The 15,776-nt window shown below is 66.6% G+C and carries 15 protein-coding genes and 1 pseudogene; 5 read left to right on the forward strand and 11 right to left on the reverse strand.

The annotated features are described in order from the left end of the window. On the forward strand, window positions 1–759 hold a 759-nt coding region (locus WA944_RS00290), incomplete at its 5' end, for an SDR family oxidoreductase (protein WP_526646043.1). Here WA944_RS00290 and WA944_RS00295 read toward each other — a convergent pair. Further along, entirely contained in the window at window positions 753–1,127 is a 375-nt protein-coding gene (locus WA944_RS00295; protein ID WP_526374160.1) for a hypothetical protein, read from the reverse strand. The two genes, WA944_RS00290 and WA944_RS00295, sit on opposite strands and share 7 nt — an antisense overlap. A 9-nt stretch (window positions 1,128–1,136) precedes the next feature. Between WA944_RS00295 and WA944_RS00300 the strand changes: the two genes are divergently transcribed. Continuing rightward, entirely contained in the window at window positions 1,137–1,337 is a 201-nt protein-coding gene (locus tag WA944_RS00300) for a hypothetical protein (protein ID WP_526374161.1), read from the forward strand. Window positions 1,338–1,854: 517 nt separating this feature from the next. Here WA944_RS00300 and WA944_RS00305 read toward each other — a convergent pair. The 5 genes from WA944_RS00305 to WA944_RS00325 form a co-directional block, all read right to left on the reverse strand. Then, window positions 1,855–2,940 carry a methyltransferase gene (locus tag WA944_RS00305; protein WP_526374162.1) on the reverse strand — a complete coding sequence of 362 codons (1,086 nt, stop codon included), beginning with the start codon at window positions 2,938–2,940 and terminating at the stop codon, window positions 1,855–1,857. Then, window positions 2,937–3,881: a DUF5996 family protein gene (locus tag WA944_RS00310; protein WP_526374163.1), complete on the reverse strand. Its 945-nt coding sequence runs from the start codon at window positions 3,879–3,881 to the stop codon at window positions 2,937–2,939. The genes WA944_RS00305 and WA944_RS00310 overlap by 4 nt, the downstream gene beginning before the upstream one ends. 46 nt (window positions 3,882–3,927) lie before the next feature. Continuing rightward, window positions 3,928–4,590, reverse strand: a complete 663-nt coding sequence (locus tag WA944_RS00315; protein ID WP_526646047.1) for a CIA30 family protein — start codon at window positions 4,588–4,590, stop codon at window positions 3,928–3,930. Continuing rightward, a complete protein-coding gene (locus tag WA944_RS00320) occupies window positions 4,590–5,063 on the reverse strand; it encodes a DUF4174 domain-containing protein (RefSeq protein WP_526374165.1) in 474 nt (157 codons plus the stop codon). Before WA944_RS00320 ends, WA944_RS00315 begins: the two co-directional genes overlap by 1 nt. A gap of 65 nt (window positions 5,064–5,128) precedes the next feature. Beyond that, window positions 5,129–5,938, reverse strand: coding sequence for a glycoside hydrolase domain-containing protein (locus tag WA944_RS00325; protein ID WP_526646049.1), 810 nt, complete (start codon window positions 5,936–5,938; stop codon window positions 5,129–5,131). A 182-nt stretch (window positions 5,939–6,120) separates the two neighbouring features. Between WA944_RS00325 and arr the strand changes: the two genes are divergently transcribed. After that, window positions 6,121–6,528 (forward strand): NAD(+)--rifampin ADP-ribosyltransferase, encoded by a 408-nt coding sequence (gene arr / locus WA944_RS00330; RefSeq protein WP_526646051.1) that lies wholly within the window; start codon window positions 6,121–6,123, stop codon window positions 6,526–6,528. A gap of 41 nt (window positions 6,529–6,569) precedes the next feature. Here arr and WA944_RS00335 read toward each other — a convergent pair whose 3' ends face one another. The 4 genes and pseudogenes from WA944_RS00335 to WA944_RS00350 form a co-directional block, all read right to left on the reverse strand. Beyond that, a complete protein-coding gene (locus WA944_RS00335; protein WP_526374168.1) occupies window positions 6,570–8,708 on the reverse strand; it encodes a DNA gyrase subunit A in 2,139 nt (712 codons plus the stop codon). Between the two features lie 11 nt (window positions 8,709–8,719). Further along, window positions 8,720–10,753 carry a toprim domain-containing protein gene (locus WA944_RS00340; RefSeq protein WP_526374169.1) on the reverse strand — a complete coding sequence of 678 codons (2,034 nt, stop codon included), beginning with the start codon at window positions 10,751–10,753 and terminating at the stop codon, window positions 8,720–8,722. A 206-nt stretch (window positions 10,754–10,959) separates the two neighbouring features. After that, a pseudogene (locus tag WA944_RS00345) lies at window positions 10,960–11,638 on the reverse strand (flavodoxin family protein). A gap of 168 nt (window positions 11,639–11,806) precedes the next feature. Beyond that, complete coding sequence (locus WA944_RS00350) at window positions 11,807–12,709, reverse strand: serine hydrolase (RefSeq protein ID WP_526609032.1); 903 nt, start codon at window positions 12,707–12,709, stop codon at window positions 11,807–11,809. 112 nt (window positions 12,710–12,821) lie between these two features. On the opposite strand from WA944_RS00350, the gene WA944_RS00355 reads away from it, so the two are divergent. Together WA944_RS00355 and WA944_RS00360 are read left to right on the forward strand one after the other, a co-directional pair. Continuing rightward, a complete protein-coding gene (locus WA944_RS00355; protein WP_526374171.1) occupies window positions 12,822–14,114 on the forward strand; it encodes a DUF2786 domain-containing protein in 1,293 nt (430 codons plus the stop codon). Window positions 14,115–14,328: 214 nt separating this feature from the next. Beyond that, on the forward strand, window positions 14,329–15,414 hold the full coding sequence (locus WA944_RS00360; RefSeq protein WP_526374172.1) for a coiled-coil domain-containing protein: 1,086 nt from the start codon (window positions 14,329–14,331) through the stop codon (window positions 15,412–15,414). A gap of 9 nt (window positions 15,415–15,423) precedes the next feature. On the opposite strand, the gene WA944_RS00365 is transcribed toward WA944_RS00360, so the two are convergent. Further along, window positions 15,424–15,776 (reverse strand): serine hydrolase (locus tag WA944_RS00365; RefSeq protein WP_526374173.1); only part of this gene is annotated, 353 nt, incomplete at its 5' end.

Here is a 15,776-nt window from a genome sequence, read left to right on the forward strand (position 1 = left end):
CGGCCCGAGACCATCGAGGAGACCGCCGAGCTGGTCACCGGGCTGGGCGGCACCGGGATCGCGATCCAGGTCGACCACCTGGACTCCGAGCAGGTTCGCCTGCTGGCCGAACGCGTGCGCGACGAGCATGGCCATATCGATGTGCTGGTCAACGACATCTGGGGGGCTGAGGTGCTCAAGGGCCCGCCCGCGAGCTGGAACACCCCCATCTGGGAACACGACCTCGACGACGGCCTGCGGATCTTGCGCCTGGCCATCGACACGCACCTCATCACATCTCACCATCTGCTTCCGTTGCTGATCGACGAGCCCGGCGGGCTGCTCGTAGAAGTGACCGATGGAACTCGCGACTACAACGCCTCGCGGTACCGGATCTCGGTGTTCTATGACCTCGCCAAGGTCGCAGTGAACCGTCTGGCGTTCTCCCAAGGCCACGAGCTGAAAGAACACGGAGCCACGGCGGTGGCGATCACCCCGGGCTGGTTGCGTTCGGAGATGATGCTCGCGAATTTCGGTGCCACGGAGGGCAACTGGCGTGCTGCTGTGGCACCGGGCGGCATCGAGGGATACCCCAGCGCCCCGGAAGGGTTCGCGTCCTCGGAATCTACACGCTACGTCGGGCGCGGAGTTGCTGCGTTGGCCGCCGATCCGGAGCGGGCGAGATGGAACCAATGCTCGCTCACCTCTGCCGATCTCGCCCGGGAGTACGGATTCACCGACATTGACGGCTCCCAGCCTGACAGCTGGGCCGATCAGTAACGAAGCCCTGCGCGATTAGTGGCCCGAGGATGTGCCAAGCCGGGCGATGAGCATCCCCGGACACCTGGCAACAAGTTTTCGAGGCCAACACCACTTTTGAATGCGGCGATCCGTTTGAGCATGTCCTGGGGGCTGGTGGTGCCGCCGTAGGTCTCGTTGAACCATCGCGCGAAGTCGTTGTAGTCGATGCGCTGCTGCATCAAGGCGATGCGGAGTTGGTCCGCGGTGACATCTGGGTCCGGTGGGTTGGGGATCGCCTCGCCGCGCAGCTGATGGTCGGTGAAGTCCCGGACGGGTCCGGAACACCCTGCAGCGGTGACGGGGGAGCCGCCCAGTCCAACACCCTGGTCGGCGCTCACCGTGAACATGCGGCCACCGTGGTGCGAGCTGGCGCGGCCCGACTCGACGCGCTCGTCGAGGAGAACAACGCCACGATGGCCGCCGCACAACGTGCCCGTACCCCCGCAGAGGACGCCGCGATTCTGCGGGCGCTGCGCGCTAACGCAAGCTTCTGTCTCGACGACAGCTCGCTCCAGGTGCGTGCACTCATGGGGTGTCCTCCTAAGGTTCTGCGCTGACGGACAACAGCTTCGACGTCAGCGAAGGAATCGTTCAACGAGCGTACGGATGATCTGGAGCTTAGACCTGCACGATGGACCGATGTCTGATTGAGCGACTGTCAGTGCACCTGCGCTCACGTGGGCGGTACGAACGCGGCTGCGCGGTCGACCGCGGTGTCTTGGTCGGTTGCGCGCACTTCGGGTTCATCGACCTCGCCTGGTACGCGGCGCGTCCAACGATCCGGTGGGGCAGGCGGCGGTTCTACGCCTGGGTCCGGCCGCCATGAGTCGTCCGATCCCGGTGAAGGCAGCCGTGGATTCGATCGAAGCGGCGATACTGCGCCGGAGTCCTCGAGTGCGGGCACCCCGATTCATCGGCCCTGCATCGGCACTTCGGGGCGTGCTGCAACCGCTCACCGCGCTGGCGACGCGGCCTCGCAGAACGGTCTTCTCGGGCTGGCCGGCGCCTGCGGTCCCGTCCCCGCCGACCCCCGCATCTCGCAGCCTTTGCCAGAAACGACATCGGCCACGGCTCTCAGATCTTCTCCGCTTCGATCAGGTCGTGCGGCACGACCGAGAACCGGCGCCCCGTGGGACGTAGGCCGGCATCGGCGAGCAGCGCCGACAGTTCGGCCAGCGAGCGCAGACGTCCGCCATCCCTCTGGGTCAAGGTATGCAGGTCGAGAAGCGGTGAGAACGCATTCGGTCGATTGGGTGGCTGGAGATATTCGGCCACCACCAGCCTGCTGCCAACGGGCATGCTCGTCGCCACCGCGGCGAGGATCTTCGCGCAGCGTTCGTCGTCCCAGTCGTGCAGCACGTCCTTGAGCACGTAGACGTCGGCGGTGGCGTTGACGGCGCAGAAGATGTCGCCCTCGATACGATCGATGCGGTCGGCGACACCGCGGTCGGCGAGGAACTGCTCGGCTTCGGCGATCATTCCCGCACTGTCGACCAGGACCCCACGCAGCTGCGCGCGCGACTCGGCCACAATCACCGACAGCAGCGTGCCGATCCCGCCGGCCACGTCGCACACCACGGCACCGTCCGGCCACGGGTAGGCCCGTGCAATGGCGCGGGCACTGATCTCGGTGGCCTGGCGCATCGTCGACGCGAAGATTCGCTGCTCGTCCGGGTGCGCGGTGTACCACTCCCAGACGGACATCCCGTGCACGGACTCGAACGCGCTTCGTCCGCTGCGAACGCTGGTGGCCAGGCCGCCCCAGGCGTCGACGGTCGACCGCATCCCCTTGTAGCGCATCCAGGCACGCAGCGAAGCGGGGTGGTCGCTGCGCAACACGGCCCCGGTGCGGGTCAGCTTCACTGCACCCGTTCGGTGGTCCATCGTGCAGAGACCGCAACCGACCGCGCCGCGCAGCAAGCGATGAGTGGTGTCTTCGTCGCAGTCGATCCGGGCGGCGATCTGCGGCGCGGTCATCGTTCCGCCGGCGAGCACATCGGCAATCCCGAATTCGGCGATGGTCGCTGCGATCTGGACGCCGGCGACGCCCTCGCCGAGATCCAGCATCGCGATTTGGGGCGGCACCATCCTGTCTGCGAGTTGCTTGAGCCTGCGTCTCAGGGCGAGCGTGGCCAGCACCACGGGGAGAGGGGGACTCACGAAGACCGAGCTTTGTGCGTCCATCGGTTCGGGTCGGTCTCGAGCGCGCGCCGGTCCCATCCCATCGAATCGGCTGCCGCGCCGTAGGTGAACTCCAGGAAGTCCATCACCGCCCCGTCCGGGTCTTCCGCTTGGCGTGCAACCTCATACGGCAACAGATACTGCCGAAAGTTGGCGTCGTAGAAGGCGCCGGCGGGAGGGTCTGCGGCGTCGGCATAACCGGCCGGCTCTGGGTAGGCGTAGGAGTAGAACGCCCCTTCGGCCCCACCGCCGGGCCAGAATCCGCAACTGCTCAGCTCGTGGGAGTAGCCCTCCTCCATCACCCAGTCACCGCAATTCGGCGCACCTCCGGGATGCCGGGGCGCGGGGCGACCGGAGAATCTGGTGCAGGCCATGTCGAAAGACCCCCAGAAGAAGTGCACAGGACTGACCTTGCCGATGAACCCCGCGCGGAATCGGCCGATCACCCGGTCGGCTTGCACCAGCTGGCGCCAGAATGCGTTGGCCGCGGCGGGATCGTAATGGGCGTGGGTGTCTTCGGCGAACGGGATGGCGGGCTCGACTTCGTTGGGCCCGTCCGAGATGCTCGCCTCGATGCCCAGGCTGCTGAGCGTGTTCAGCACCGCTTGGTGGAACCCCGCCACGGAGTTGTCCCGCAGATCGATGGTGGCGGCGCCGCCGTCACTCACCCGCACTGCCAGTACGTGGTCGACGAAGTCGAACTCCATGTCGAATGAGTCGGTACCCACGGGGATCGACGACGTCGTCAACCCTCGCGGTGACACGTAGAGCGCAACCTGCCACCAGTGGTTGATCAACGGCGCGTGGGCCAATCGCACCTTGCCCACGATCTGGCTCCACATGTGCAGCGATCTGCGTGTCGGCTCCCAGTCGTCTACCCGGAGCGCCGGCCAGCCCGCACCCGATGGGACCTCGGTCATTCGAACCTCCTCGATGTTGTGCAACCGAACCGGCGGCCAATGTTCCTCAGGCTGTGGCGTCGATCATGCTGACCGTGATCTCGAAGGGGCCCTGCTGTTCGAGAATGTAAACCGCCACCTGGTTGATGCGTGACGGGTCCAGAGCCTGCGGGGCGTCGGGTGCGGGATCGAGACGCATGCCCACCGGCTGGAAACCGCCAACGGGCAGCTCGTAGATCCGCTGGACGGCGGGCTGGGTGGGGAAACGCTGGATGTAGGACCATGGCTGCCCTTCGATGCCCACCTTCAACAAGTAGGTTTTGCCGTCGCCGCGAGCGTGCACGCGGAGCGCCTCCACGCCTGTTGCTCTGCGCCCGATATCGGGGTTCTGCGGACTGCGGGTCGAAGCGAACCCGCCGTTGTTCTCCAGCGAGATGTTGCCCGAGAACACGAGACCGCCATCGTCGAACGAGATCCCCGAGGTGGACAGACCGCCCATCACGGGGTCGTTGACCGTCGTCCAAGCGGCCACCTCGTCGGCCTCCTGCAGGTTGACGAGAGCGACCGGACTGGCTGCTTGGGCGGACGAGTCAGGAGTCTGCGGCACGTTCGTCGTCTCGTCTGCGTTGGCGGTTCGCCCGGTGTTTCCGCACGACACCGTCAGAAAAGCCAAGCAGGTAAACACGATGCTGATCTGAGTGCGCCGCAACCCGCGGCTGTTCGCCGCCATCAACACCCGCCTGGATCGGCACTCATCTCGCGGCTTCGCATGGGCATACCGTCGATGACGTCATAGATCACTTGAAGGTCCGGCACCTCGTTGACGCGCAGTTTGACACCGCCGTCTTTTCCTATCAACAACGCGCTGAACGCATTCTCACCGATCGCATACTGGTCGAACAACCGTTGTGACTCATCGGCGGTGATCATGTGGCCATCGAGCGTGCTTTTCCCCTCGGCTGTGACTATGCCGATCACCATGTCGCGATCAAGGAAGGCACATCGAGTCGCGTCGATTCGGCCCTGCGTTTCGACAAGCCGCGGATCGCTGTCCGTGGGCGCGAAGAGCAGCAAGGGCCGGTGTTCCCAAAGGTAGTCACTGAGTTCGGCAGCTGCGGCACCAGCTGACCCGAACGCGGTGCCCGTCGCCAGAACAATGAGCGTGAGCGCACACAAGTTGAATCGCCGGACAGTGCGATTCATTGACATAGTGATTTCGACTTTACCGACTCATCTGCGGTTGTCGATGCGATCTGGTTTCACGCTGGTTACGGGTGCAGGTTCCACTGGCCACAATCCTGGGCCAGCACGTCGTTGACGTCGACGCGGATTCCTCCGACGATCGGTCCGGGATTCGACGCAGTGTCGATGATGCGTTGGTAGAGAACTGCGCCGGGGTAGATCTGGCCCTTGGACCACGACCGGGTCTGCCATGCCCACACCTTGCCCGGCGATCTCGACCTGCCGATGACGCCGTCGGCGGTGGCCCACTGGCACGGATTGATGCCGGCGTAGATCCCGGTGCGCTGCACTCCGAGCACCGAGTTGATTCCGCGAAACCACTGCAGAGCGACGCTGTTCCAGGTCGTGCGGTCGATATCGTCATCGACGCTGAAGAAGATCGGTGCGCTACGTCCGCCACCTGCCGCGGTATGTAGGCGCCAAGCGGTCCTGGCGTCGGCGACACCGCCCGCGAACCCGCGGGTGAAGTCGGAAGGCGCTGTCCCGCCGGGCTTTCCGTACTGGTAGTTGCTGACGATCACCAAACCGGCGGCGGTCAGCGACTGGGCGTAGGGCAGCGTGATCGGCTTCGCGCCGAAGGACGAGCCGGGCCGCGACGTCGATACGTAGTTGATCACCCCGGCGTGCCCGGCAGCCCGGATGTCCTCGGCCGGAATCTGGCGCATGGCGTAGTCGATCAGGGTCGGAGCGGCGGCTGAGGCTGGAGGCATGGTGGCAGCGGCTGCGGCGGCACCAAGACCGGCCAGCGCCGACACTGCGGTGGCGTAGCGCAGTGCGTCACGCCGGGAAACGGGGTGTGATCGCAGCCGACTGTTCGTCCACGGCGAATCCGGCATGGCGGGATGTTAACAAAGTGACACCCGTGAAGGATGTGGCCACGCCGAGTGACGATCGAGACGCGGCACGCACGACGAGTCCGGTGGTTGGGCCGCTTTCACTATATGGCGGGAAGGGGGTCTTGCGGCAAGACCCCCGTCGTGGCGCACACTCGTGCGGCTGAGTGATCCGAACAGGGGGAATGGTTGTGCCGCAGATACCGAAACCGTTCGAGGTGTACGAGGAAGGCGTGTTCCTGCACGGCACCAAAGCAGATCTCTCAATCGGAGACCTGCTGGCGCCTGGTCGCCGGTCGAACTACGAGAAGGATCGCGTCATGAATCACGTCTACGTGACCCAGACACTGGACGCCGCGGTCTGGGGAGCCGAGTTGGCCGCCGGTGTCGGCCGCTGCCGGATCTTCGTCGTGGAGCCGCAAGGGCAGGTCGAAGACGATCCGAATGTGACCGACAAGAAGCTGCCCGGGAACCCGACCCGCTCCTATCGCACCAAGGAACCCGTGCGGATCGTCGGTGAGATCACCGACTGGGTCGGGCACACCGAAGAACAGCTCGACACCATGCGCGCGGGCCTGGCCGATCTGATCTGAGGCGCCGCGGGCTGGACGTCATCTACGACTGATGCGCGGCCCTACCCCGCAGGCGTCACATCCGCACCGGAGCCCTTCACCGAAGCCTTCGAGCGATTCTCGGCGCGCACCGCCCGCTTGCCGCGGACGAACCCGGTCGTCGACACCGTCGCCGCCACCAGCGCACCCTCGCCGCCCACGAAGGGGTGGAACCCGACGCCGGCGCCGCCACGGCCCTTCACCGGAATGTCGGCGACTTCGGTGACCTTCCAACCCTTTTCAGAGATCGACAGAATGGCCTCGCCGTTCTCACACGTCAGCGGCAGAGCGGCGATCACGGCGTCGTCGTCGCCCGCCAGCTTCACCCCGGCGACACCGTTGCCCGCCGCGCCCTGCGGATTGACCGCGGCGGGATCGATCCGCAGCACCTTCCCCCGGCGCGTCACCAACGCCAGATGGGAGCCCGGTGCCAGCACCCCGGACTGCAGCAGGCCGGTGATGTCCGGAGCCACCGGCATGTCCCGGATCTTGTAGGGCAGGCCGTTGCCGGTGGTGAACTTGACGCGACCGTCCGTCCACACCGCCCAACCCAGGCCGGAGGTGAGCAGGTCGCCACGACTGTCGGAGAGCACACCGCGGTCGTCGAGCCGCCACGACGAGTTGACCTTGCGCTCGCGCGGACCGTCCTCGTCGGTTTTGGACGTGACCGGTGTGGCGTCGAAGTCCAACACCGTGCGGCGGTCGAAGTCGCTGTCCGCGAACAGCTTCGCCGTCTCTTTGAGCTCCTTGTCGATGACCGTCCGCCGCGCATCGGGATTCGACACCAGCTCGGTGAGCTCGAGGAACTCGGCGTCCAGCTTCTCCGCCTCGGCTTGGAGCTCGATGACGTCGAGCTTGGTCAGCCTGCGCAGTTGCAGCGCCAGAACGTAATCGGCTTGTTCGGTGTCGATCGCGAACCGGTCCTGCAGTCCCTGACGAGCCTCGTCGACGGTGTCGGATCCGCGGATCACCGCCACGGCGGCGTCGATGTCGAGATGGATGGTCATCAGGCCGGACACCAGATGGCGCCGCGCGGTCACCTTTTCCAGCCGATACTCGCTGCGGCGCAACACCACCGAATCGCGCAGATGCAGGAACGCGGCGATCAATTCACGCACCGACCACCACCGCGGCACCCGGTCCTCATCGAGTGCGACCAGGCTGGCGGCGAACGTGCCCTCCAGCGGGGTCAGGGCGAGCAGCTGGTCGCGAATGGTCTCGGCGCTGTGGCCGCGTTTGGCGGTGACCACGATCCGCAACCCGTTGCGGCGGTCGGTGAGATCGGACATGTCGGCAACGCCGTACAGTTCCCCGGATTCGACCAGCGCGCGGATGCGTTCCTGCACGGTGTTGCTCGCGACACCGGGCGGCAACTCGGTGACGATGACGTTCTTCCCGTCCACCGACACCGTGCCGCGCACCGTGAACTGGCCGCGGCCGGTGGTGATGTACTCACGTAGGCCCGCGGTGCCGACCACGGTTGCGCCGCAACCCCAGTCAGGGCCGGGAATGAGTTTGAGCAACCGGTCGTCGGTCATGTTCGGGGTCTTGAGCAGTGCGCGGCAGGCCGCCATGATCTCGCGGGGATTGTGGGCCGGCACCTTGGTGGCCCATCCCTCGGCGATGCCGACCGCGCCATTGCAGAGCAGCACCGGCCACTGGGCGGGCAGCACCGTCGGCTCGATCCACTCGCCGTCGAACGTCGACACCATCGGCACGGCGTGATCGTTGAGCTCGGCGGTCAGTGCCGCACCGGGTGCCGACAGCCGCATCTCGGTGTAGCGGTCGGCGGCGGGGATGTCACCCTGGATGCGCGGGAAGGCGCCTTGTCCGTCAATCACTTTCACGCGCTGGAAATCGGCGGCCATCAGCGCGGCGGCACCGTACATCGACGCTCCGCCGTGCGGATGGAGGTTGCCGGTGACGGCCGAGCACACCTTCGACGACTTCTGCGGCTTGTTCCCGGGCAGCAGCCTGGAGTCGTGCATCTGATACAGCAGTCGCCGTTGCCCGGGCTTGAGCCCGTCGAACGCGGACGGGATGGCGCGGTCGCTGACGCTGTAGAGGGCGAAGGTCAGCTGGTAGTGGTTCCAGTAGTCGTCGGCCCTCTGGTCGAGCACCAGCTCCGGGTTCTGCTCGGGGATGTCGAGTGTGGCGGTCACAGCAAATCTCCCTATGTCAGGTCGAGAGCAGAGGTGTCGACACGGGCGGCAATGTCGGCCATCCACGTGCGCCGGCCCTCGGGTGGTCCGCCGAACAGCGTGTGGTGCAACTTCGCCTCGCTGTCGTCGGGATGCACCCGGATGACGGTGCGGCGCCGCGGATCGAGCACGGTGTTCCAGAAGTCGTCGGCGTCCATCTCACCGAGACCCTTGTTCCGCTGCACCTCCACCTTGCGTTTCGAGGTGGCGCGCAGCTCGGCCACCGCGGCGTCGCGCTCGGATTCGTCCTGGCAGTAGATCCGTTGCTGGCCGTCTTTGACCACGAACAGCGGCGGCAACGTCACATACACCATGCCCGCTTCGACGAGTGGCCGGTAGAATTCCAGGAACATCGAGATCAGACTGGAGTTGATGTTGCCTCCGTCGGGGTCGGCGTCGGAGGCGAACAGGATCCGGTCGTAGCGGCACGATTCGGGATCGCAGCTGTCGCGGACCCCGCAGCCCAGGATCCGTTCGATCGAGTCGAACTCGTCCTTGATCCGGGCCTTGTTCACCGTGAACCCGTAGACGTTGGGGGGCTTGCCCTTCAGCGGGTAGGCCGCCTGGAAGGTGGCGTCGCGTGCCGCCTTGATGGTGCCCAGCGCGGAATCGCCCTCGCACAGGAACAACTCGGCGCCCGAACCGCGTCCGGTCTCCCGGCTGGGCAGCAACTTCGGCGGCAGCGACAGGTTGGTTCCCAGCCCCTTGGCTTTCGACGCTGCCCGGGACCGGGCTTTGGCGCCTTCGGCGCTGCGCCGTGCCCGGGCCGATTCCAACGCCAGCTTGGTCCACAGCGTCACGGCGTCTGCGTTGCCGGGATTGGCCGCCCAGATGGTGACGCTGCGCGCCACGTCCGGGGCCATCGCGACGTTCAGCGAGCGCGACGACACCGCGGTCTTGGCCTGGGAGTCCCAACTCACATCTGGTGCCCGGGTGTCCACGGCGAGCGCAGTCACTGCGGCGAAATCCTGCGCTTCCGGACCGTCCTCGCCTTTGGCCAGGCCCAGGTCGCGGATGCGGGAGGCACGGTCGGCCAGGGCTTCGGACATCCCTTTCACGGCCGCGCTCAGGTGTGATCCGCCACCGGGGGTGCGCACGGTGTTGCAGAACGCGGCGACCGTGGCCGGCTCGGCGGGGCCGGCCGTCAGCGACCAGCGGAACGGGGTTGGGCCGCGGCCGGTGGTGTATTCGCCGCGGCCCTCGACCACGGCGCGCACGCCGGGCACCGGAGAGTCGGCGGCGACGCACATCAGGTCCAGCAGGGTCTCGGTGCCCCACGGGCCGTGGAACGGTTCGAGCAACTCGGGCCGGACCTCGTCACCGGGCCAGCCTTCGTCGACGACGATCAGGTTCACCCCCGCAGACATCCGCGACGCGGCGTGCGCGCGCAGCAGCACCTCGTTGATGTCCACGGTGGAGTCCGGGACCACGACCGGGTCGAAGAGGATCCGCACCGTGGTGCCGTGTGCGTCGGGCTTGCGGTTGCCGGTGCCGCGCAGCTTCTGCGTGTCGGCGCGGGTGAAGGGGGCGTCCGGGTCGAAGTCCTTTCCGTCGAAGGTGCCGGGGTAGCCGCAGCCGAAACTCTGCAGGTAGGTCTTCCCGCCGCGGCGCACGGTCACGTCGGTCCGCGCGGAGATGAACACGGCAGCCGCGGCACCGATGCCGTTGAGCCCGGCGCCGGTGCTCGCAGCGTCGGAATGGACGGAGAACTTGCCACCCGCGCGTGCGGTGCCCAGCGTCTTGACGATGCCGTTCTTGCCGTTGACCGGATCGGAGTCGATGGGCAGGCCCCGGCCGTCGTCGGCGACGCTGACAGATCCGTCGGCGTGCAAGGTGATCGTCACGGACGACCCACCGTGGCTGGGGTCGGCGACCTCTTCGATCGCGTTGTCCACCAGCTCGCGCAGCGCGGTGTTGAGCACGTCGAGTCCGAGGTTCACCGCCGGCCGCAGGCGCGTGTGCTGGACATCGTCGAGTTCGGTGATGTCGGCAGCGGTGTAGCTCACTGCTCGTCCTTTCCATCAAGGCCGGGTAGGGGAGGACCGAACGCGCTGGTGATCCACTCGGCAACCACAGGTCTGTCGCAGGAATGGTAGACGGCCGATCCGACATCTTCGCGCAGCCATTCCGTCGGATCACCGGATCCTTGAAATAGGTTGTCTGGCAGGAAGAATCCTACTCCGTGTGACCCAGCCGCGCTCCGCGCTTCGTGCTAGCGGTACTCCGGATTCTCGCGTACCCGAAGTGACAACCGGCTTCCCATTCAGAACGCTGATTTCCATACGCCGGGAATCCGCCAGCGCTCTTGAGCAGTTTCGCCATGTGCATCAGGTTGTAGGTCAGGAATGTGGTGTTGCGATTGACAAAATCGTTCTCGGGCCCGCCAGAGCCCTCGTGGAGGTACGACGGACCCGGACCTGCCGCGCCCATCCGCCCCGCGTCCGCCTGAGGCGGCACCGTATACCCAATGTGCTGGAGGCTGTACAGAATGCTCATGGCGCAGTGTTTGACACCGTCTTCGTTGCAGGTGAGCAGGCATCCGCCGGCGCGGTCGTAGTATGCGTATTGTCCGTTGTCGTTGAGGACTCCGGAGTAACCGTAGAGTCGCTCGATCACCTGGCGCACCACCGAACTGTTGTCGCGAGCCAAACGGGGCCGGCGAGCACGAGGATGTCCGCCGCCAGCACACGCTGCAGAAGCGCTGGCCACTCGTCGGTCTCCCAGCCGTGTTCGGTCATGTCCGGCCGGACGCCCACCGCGATGTCGTGGTCGACGGCGCGGATCTGATCGACCTCGACACCGTTGCTGCGCATCAGTGCAACACTGCGATCCACCAATCCCTGGGTATTGCTGACCTCGGGGGAGCGCTTCAGTGTGCAGTTGATGTACATGGCTTTCAGGCCGGAGAAATCAGGTGCCACGGGTTGCGTGGTCAGAGGGGGACTCCTTCTGAATGCGGGATCCGCTGACGTCCGGCTGGGCGCCGGTCTGATTGTGTGACTGATTGTTTGGCCCTGAGCATACTTTGAGCCACCAGGACTGCAGCTGTCTCTGGGCGGTCAAATCGTGCCGCCGGGAAACATCGTCTTGACGGCCTGGGTGATGTTCTCGCGGGCGGCGGCGGCGGCGCCGACGGGATCCAGCGAGCTGATCGCCATCACATAGCGACGTTCGGGTCCGATCACGCCGGTGGACACGTGCAACTGGTTGCCGCCGTTCCAGCAGCAGAACCAGCCCTGCTTGAACGCAACGGGCTCGGCGTAGAGCCCGTCGGGAATGCCGAACCGCTGCGGGTACCCGTCGGTTCCCGTCGGGGTCGCTTGCGCGAGGTTGCCGATGATGACGTCGGCCTGTTCGGGGGGCAGCCCACCGGTGCCGTTCAACAGCATGTCGTAGTAGCGGACGAGATCGCTTGCAGTGCTCTGCGTGACGTCCCAGCGTCCGTTGGCCGGTGCCGTCGTCCCCGCCAACCCGTAGCGGGCGACGATGCGCGCGATGACGGCGTTGCCACCGCTGCGGTCCCAGAACATCTGGGCGGCACTGTCGTCGGAGGAGCGCAGCATGACGTCGAGGGTGTTACGGTCGGCATCGGACAGTTCCACCTCGCCTCGCGACTCCCGCAGCAGCAGGTCGTCGGCAATGAACAGCTTGACCACGGATGCGATCGGGAAGGGCTGGTCGGGCTCACTGGAGGCGATCTGTCCGGTGTTGCGATCCAGCACAACGACTCTGATGTCGGCGCCAGAGGCGGCGGCCGCGTCTTCGGTGGCTTGGTTGACGCGGGCCTCGAGTCCGTCGAATGGCGCAGCCGGCGGGGCTTCGGGCACTTCCGTGATCGGTGCCTGCGGGCTGTTCTCCGCGGCCGGCGGTGCACCCCTGACCTCTGCCGCACAAGCGCTGAGCAGCGTTACGCAGACGATCGCCGCGATCGTCGTCACAAGGTTCGGTAACCACCGACGCATGGAACTCCTCCAGCCAGATCCGGAACCAGGCGAGCTGGGGCTGAGCTGCGCCATCGGTAACCCAATCCTAATGGTCCGTCGACTGTCGGACCCTTGAGTCACAATTGCGGACGTGGGCAAGCGCAACCGCGAACGGCGGAAGGTCAAGCAGAAGCACCGGCGCCGGTCGGCCACTGGCCGCGAACACATCGGCCCGGACCCACAGCCCGATCGCGAGCAGATCCTCGAGCGTCTCGTCATCACATTGAGTACGGCTGCCAGCGCCCCCACGCCGTGGCGCGCGTCCGAGGTGTTGGAACAGTCCCGTGGCTACGAGCGCGAACTCGACGTTGCTGCCGACCTCGCCGTGCAGGAGGCGATCCGAGCGGCTTGGGAGCATGGGTGGTCGCCGACGGATCTTCACGAGATCTCGCGCCGGAGGGTGGACGCGGCCACCGCGCGTTACCTCGACGAGGCCATCGTGCTGGAGTCCCGGCGCTACTCGGCGGCGACGCTGCACCCGCGGTGGCGCACCGCGCTCGCCGACATCGCGGCGGCGGTCAGACCGGCGCCATCCGCCCCTCAGATGGGGCGCTGGGCTGCTGCACATTCCGCCGACGAGTGCAGCGCACTGACCGTGGTCCTTCAGGTCCTGAATCTCCTGGGGAGGATCCCCGCGATCGAGGGGCTGCTTCCGGTGCCGGGTTCGCACCGCCAGCGGGCCGCTGTGGTCAACGAGGTCGACGATAAGATGCTTGCCCGGGTGCGCGCGTTGCTGGCCAAGGCCGAGGCCACCGAGTTTCCCGACGAGGCCGAGGCGCTTTCAGCAAAAGCGCAGGCACTCATGGTTCGACACTCATTGCGGGAAGCGATCGGCGATCATGACCGCGGGCGGTCATCCGTCGCCGCGGCGCGCAGAGTATGGATCGACAACCCCTACGTGGCGGCGAAGGTCGCCCTCGTGCAGGCCGTCGCGGAGGCCAACCGGTGCCGCACTGTCTGGCACAAGGACCTGGGCTGCGTCGTCAACGTCGGCGCCGACAGCGATCTGGACGTCGTCGATCTGCTCACGACGTCACTGCTGGTACAGGCCAGCCGGGCGATGCTGCTCGCTGGACGCCGGCACGACGTTCGTGGTCAGTCGCGTACGAAGTCGTTTCGGCTGTCTTTCCTGGTCGCCTACGCCACCCGGATCGGGGAGCGACTCGCCGCAACCAGTTCGTCGGTCACCGAGGAGCTGCAACGCGACGACCGGTTGCTGCCGGTGCTGGCAGCGCGCGACCGCGCAGTCGACGAGGCGTTCACCCGGCTCTTCCCGAAAACGGTCGCCAGCCCGCTTTCGGCGTACGACACCGTCGGCTTGGGCGCAGGGCGCTCGGCGGCCGACAGGGCGATGCTGGACGTTCGAGACTCGATCGCGGGCTGAGCAGCGACGGCTCGCGCGCCGATGACATCGTCCCGTGGAGGGGCGGCAGCTGGCTGAGCGGTGATGGCATCGACCCGCTACCGTGTCCGGGGACACGACACGTGGCCGGACCATGATCGGTACCGCATCGAAGGATCTTTTGAAGTTGACTTTGAAGTTGACGACGCGAATTGGCAGAGTCCGCCTCTCGATTCGGCGGACAGCGTGCGGCGCGATGACCGTCGCGGTGATGTTGGCGATGTCGATGGTGGGCGACGTGCGCGCGGATCCGGCCGCTGACGCGCTGGCCAGGCTCAACGAGGTGTCCGCACAGGCGGTGCAGACCCGTGAGGCCGTGACCGCCGCGCAATTCGATCTCGACGCCAAGCTGGCCGCTCAGACAACGGCCGAAGAGCGCCACCGCGCCGACGCGGCGGCGCTCGAGGCCGCCAACGCCCAACTGCAGACCTCTCAGGCCGCCGTCAACCGGCTGGCCGCCACGATGTACATGAGCGGACGCACCGGTCTGCTGGCCGCCGTGCTGACCGCAGACTCCCCGCAACAGCTCATCGACCAGATGTGGGTGCAGCGGAGGTTGCCCGCGGAGATGACGAACCAAGTGAGGGCGTTCCAGCTCGCGCGCGAGCGTGCCGCCGATGCGATCCGAGCCTCCGAGGCATCGGCCACCGACGCCCGTGCTGCAGCCGAGCGCTCTGCCGCAGTGCACGCGGACCTGCAGGCCAAGTGGGACGAACTGCTGCGGCAGATCGCCGACGCGGAGGCGCAGTACGCGGCGTTGACACCGCAGCAGCAGGCGGTGTTCGACACCCCGGCCGCGCCACCTCCTCCGCCGGGTGCTCCGCCGCCCGCTGCTCCGCCGACGGCCGACCCGGCCATCATCGCGATGCCCCCACCCCCGCCCGGCGAAGTCGTTTCGCCCCTTGCGGCGGTTCTCCCGGATGTCCCGGAGGCGTTGCCGGTCGGCGTCGCGCGGGAAGCCGGTCTGCAGCCCAACACCATCCTGGCCGCCCGCGCCATCAGCGCCCGATTCCCCCAGATCTCCACCATCGACGGAGTGCGCCCGGACTCGAAGCCGTGGCACCCGAGGGGTCTGGCGATCGACGTGATGATTCCGAATCACGGGAGCCCGGCGGGGATCGCGCTGGGAGACGAGATTCTCGCGTTCGTCATGAGCAATGCGGGCCGGTTCGGCTTGCAGGATGCGATCTGGAGCGGCACCTATCACACCCCGGCAGGCCCGAGAGGATCTGGTTACGGCCACTACGACCACATCCACATCACCACGAGACCGAGCGGTTAGCCCGACAAGCTAGTTGCCGTAGAGACGCAGAACCCGGGCGGCCGCGGTGGCCACCTGACCGCTCAGCGCCGCGATCGGCGGACCCCCGCGCTGATGGATGACGTTCGATAGGACCACCACGTAGGTGTCTGACCTCGGGTCGATCCACAGCGTGGTCCCGGTGAAACCGGTGTGGCCGAAACTGCCGATGGGGAAAACCTCGCCACGCGGCCTGGATTGGTTTGTGTCGATATCCCAGCCGAAGCCACGAAGGTTCTGGCCGCTCACAGCTGGATAATCAGGTGTGGCCGCTTCCCGGCTGGCGGTGTTGGCTGCTTCGAGTTGTTCAGCGGTGTGCCCGGGCTGCTGCGGAGTCGTCATCA

This window comes from Mycobacterium sp. (genome assembly GCF_049683355.1).
Lineage (GTDB): Bacteria > Actinomycetota > Actinomycetes > Mycobacteriales > Mycobacteriaceae > Mycobacterium.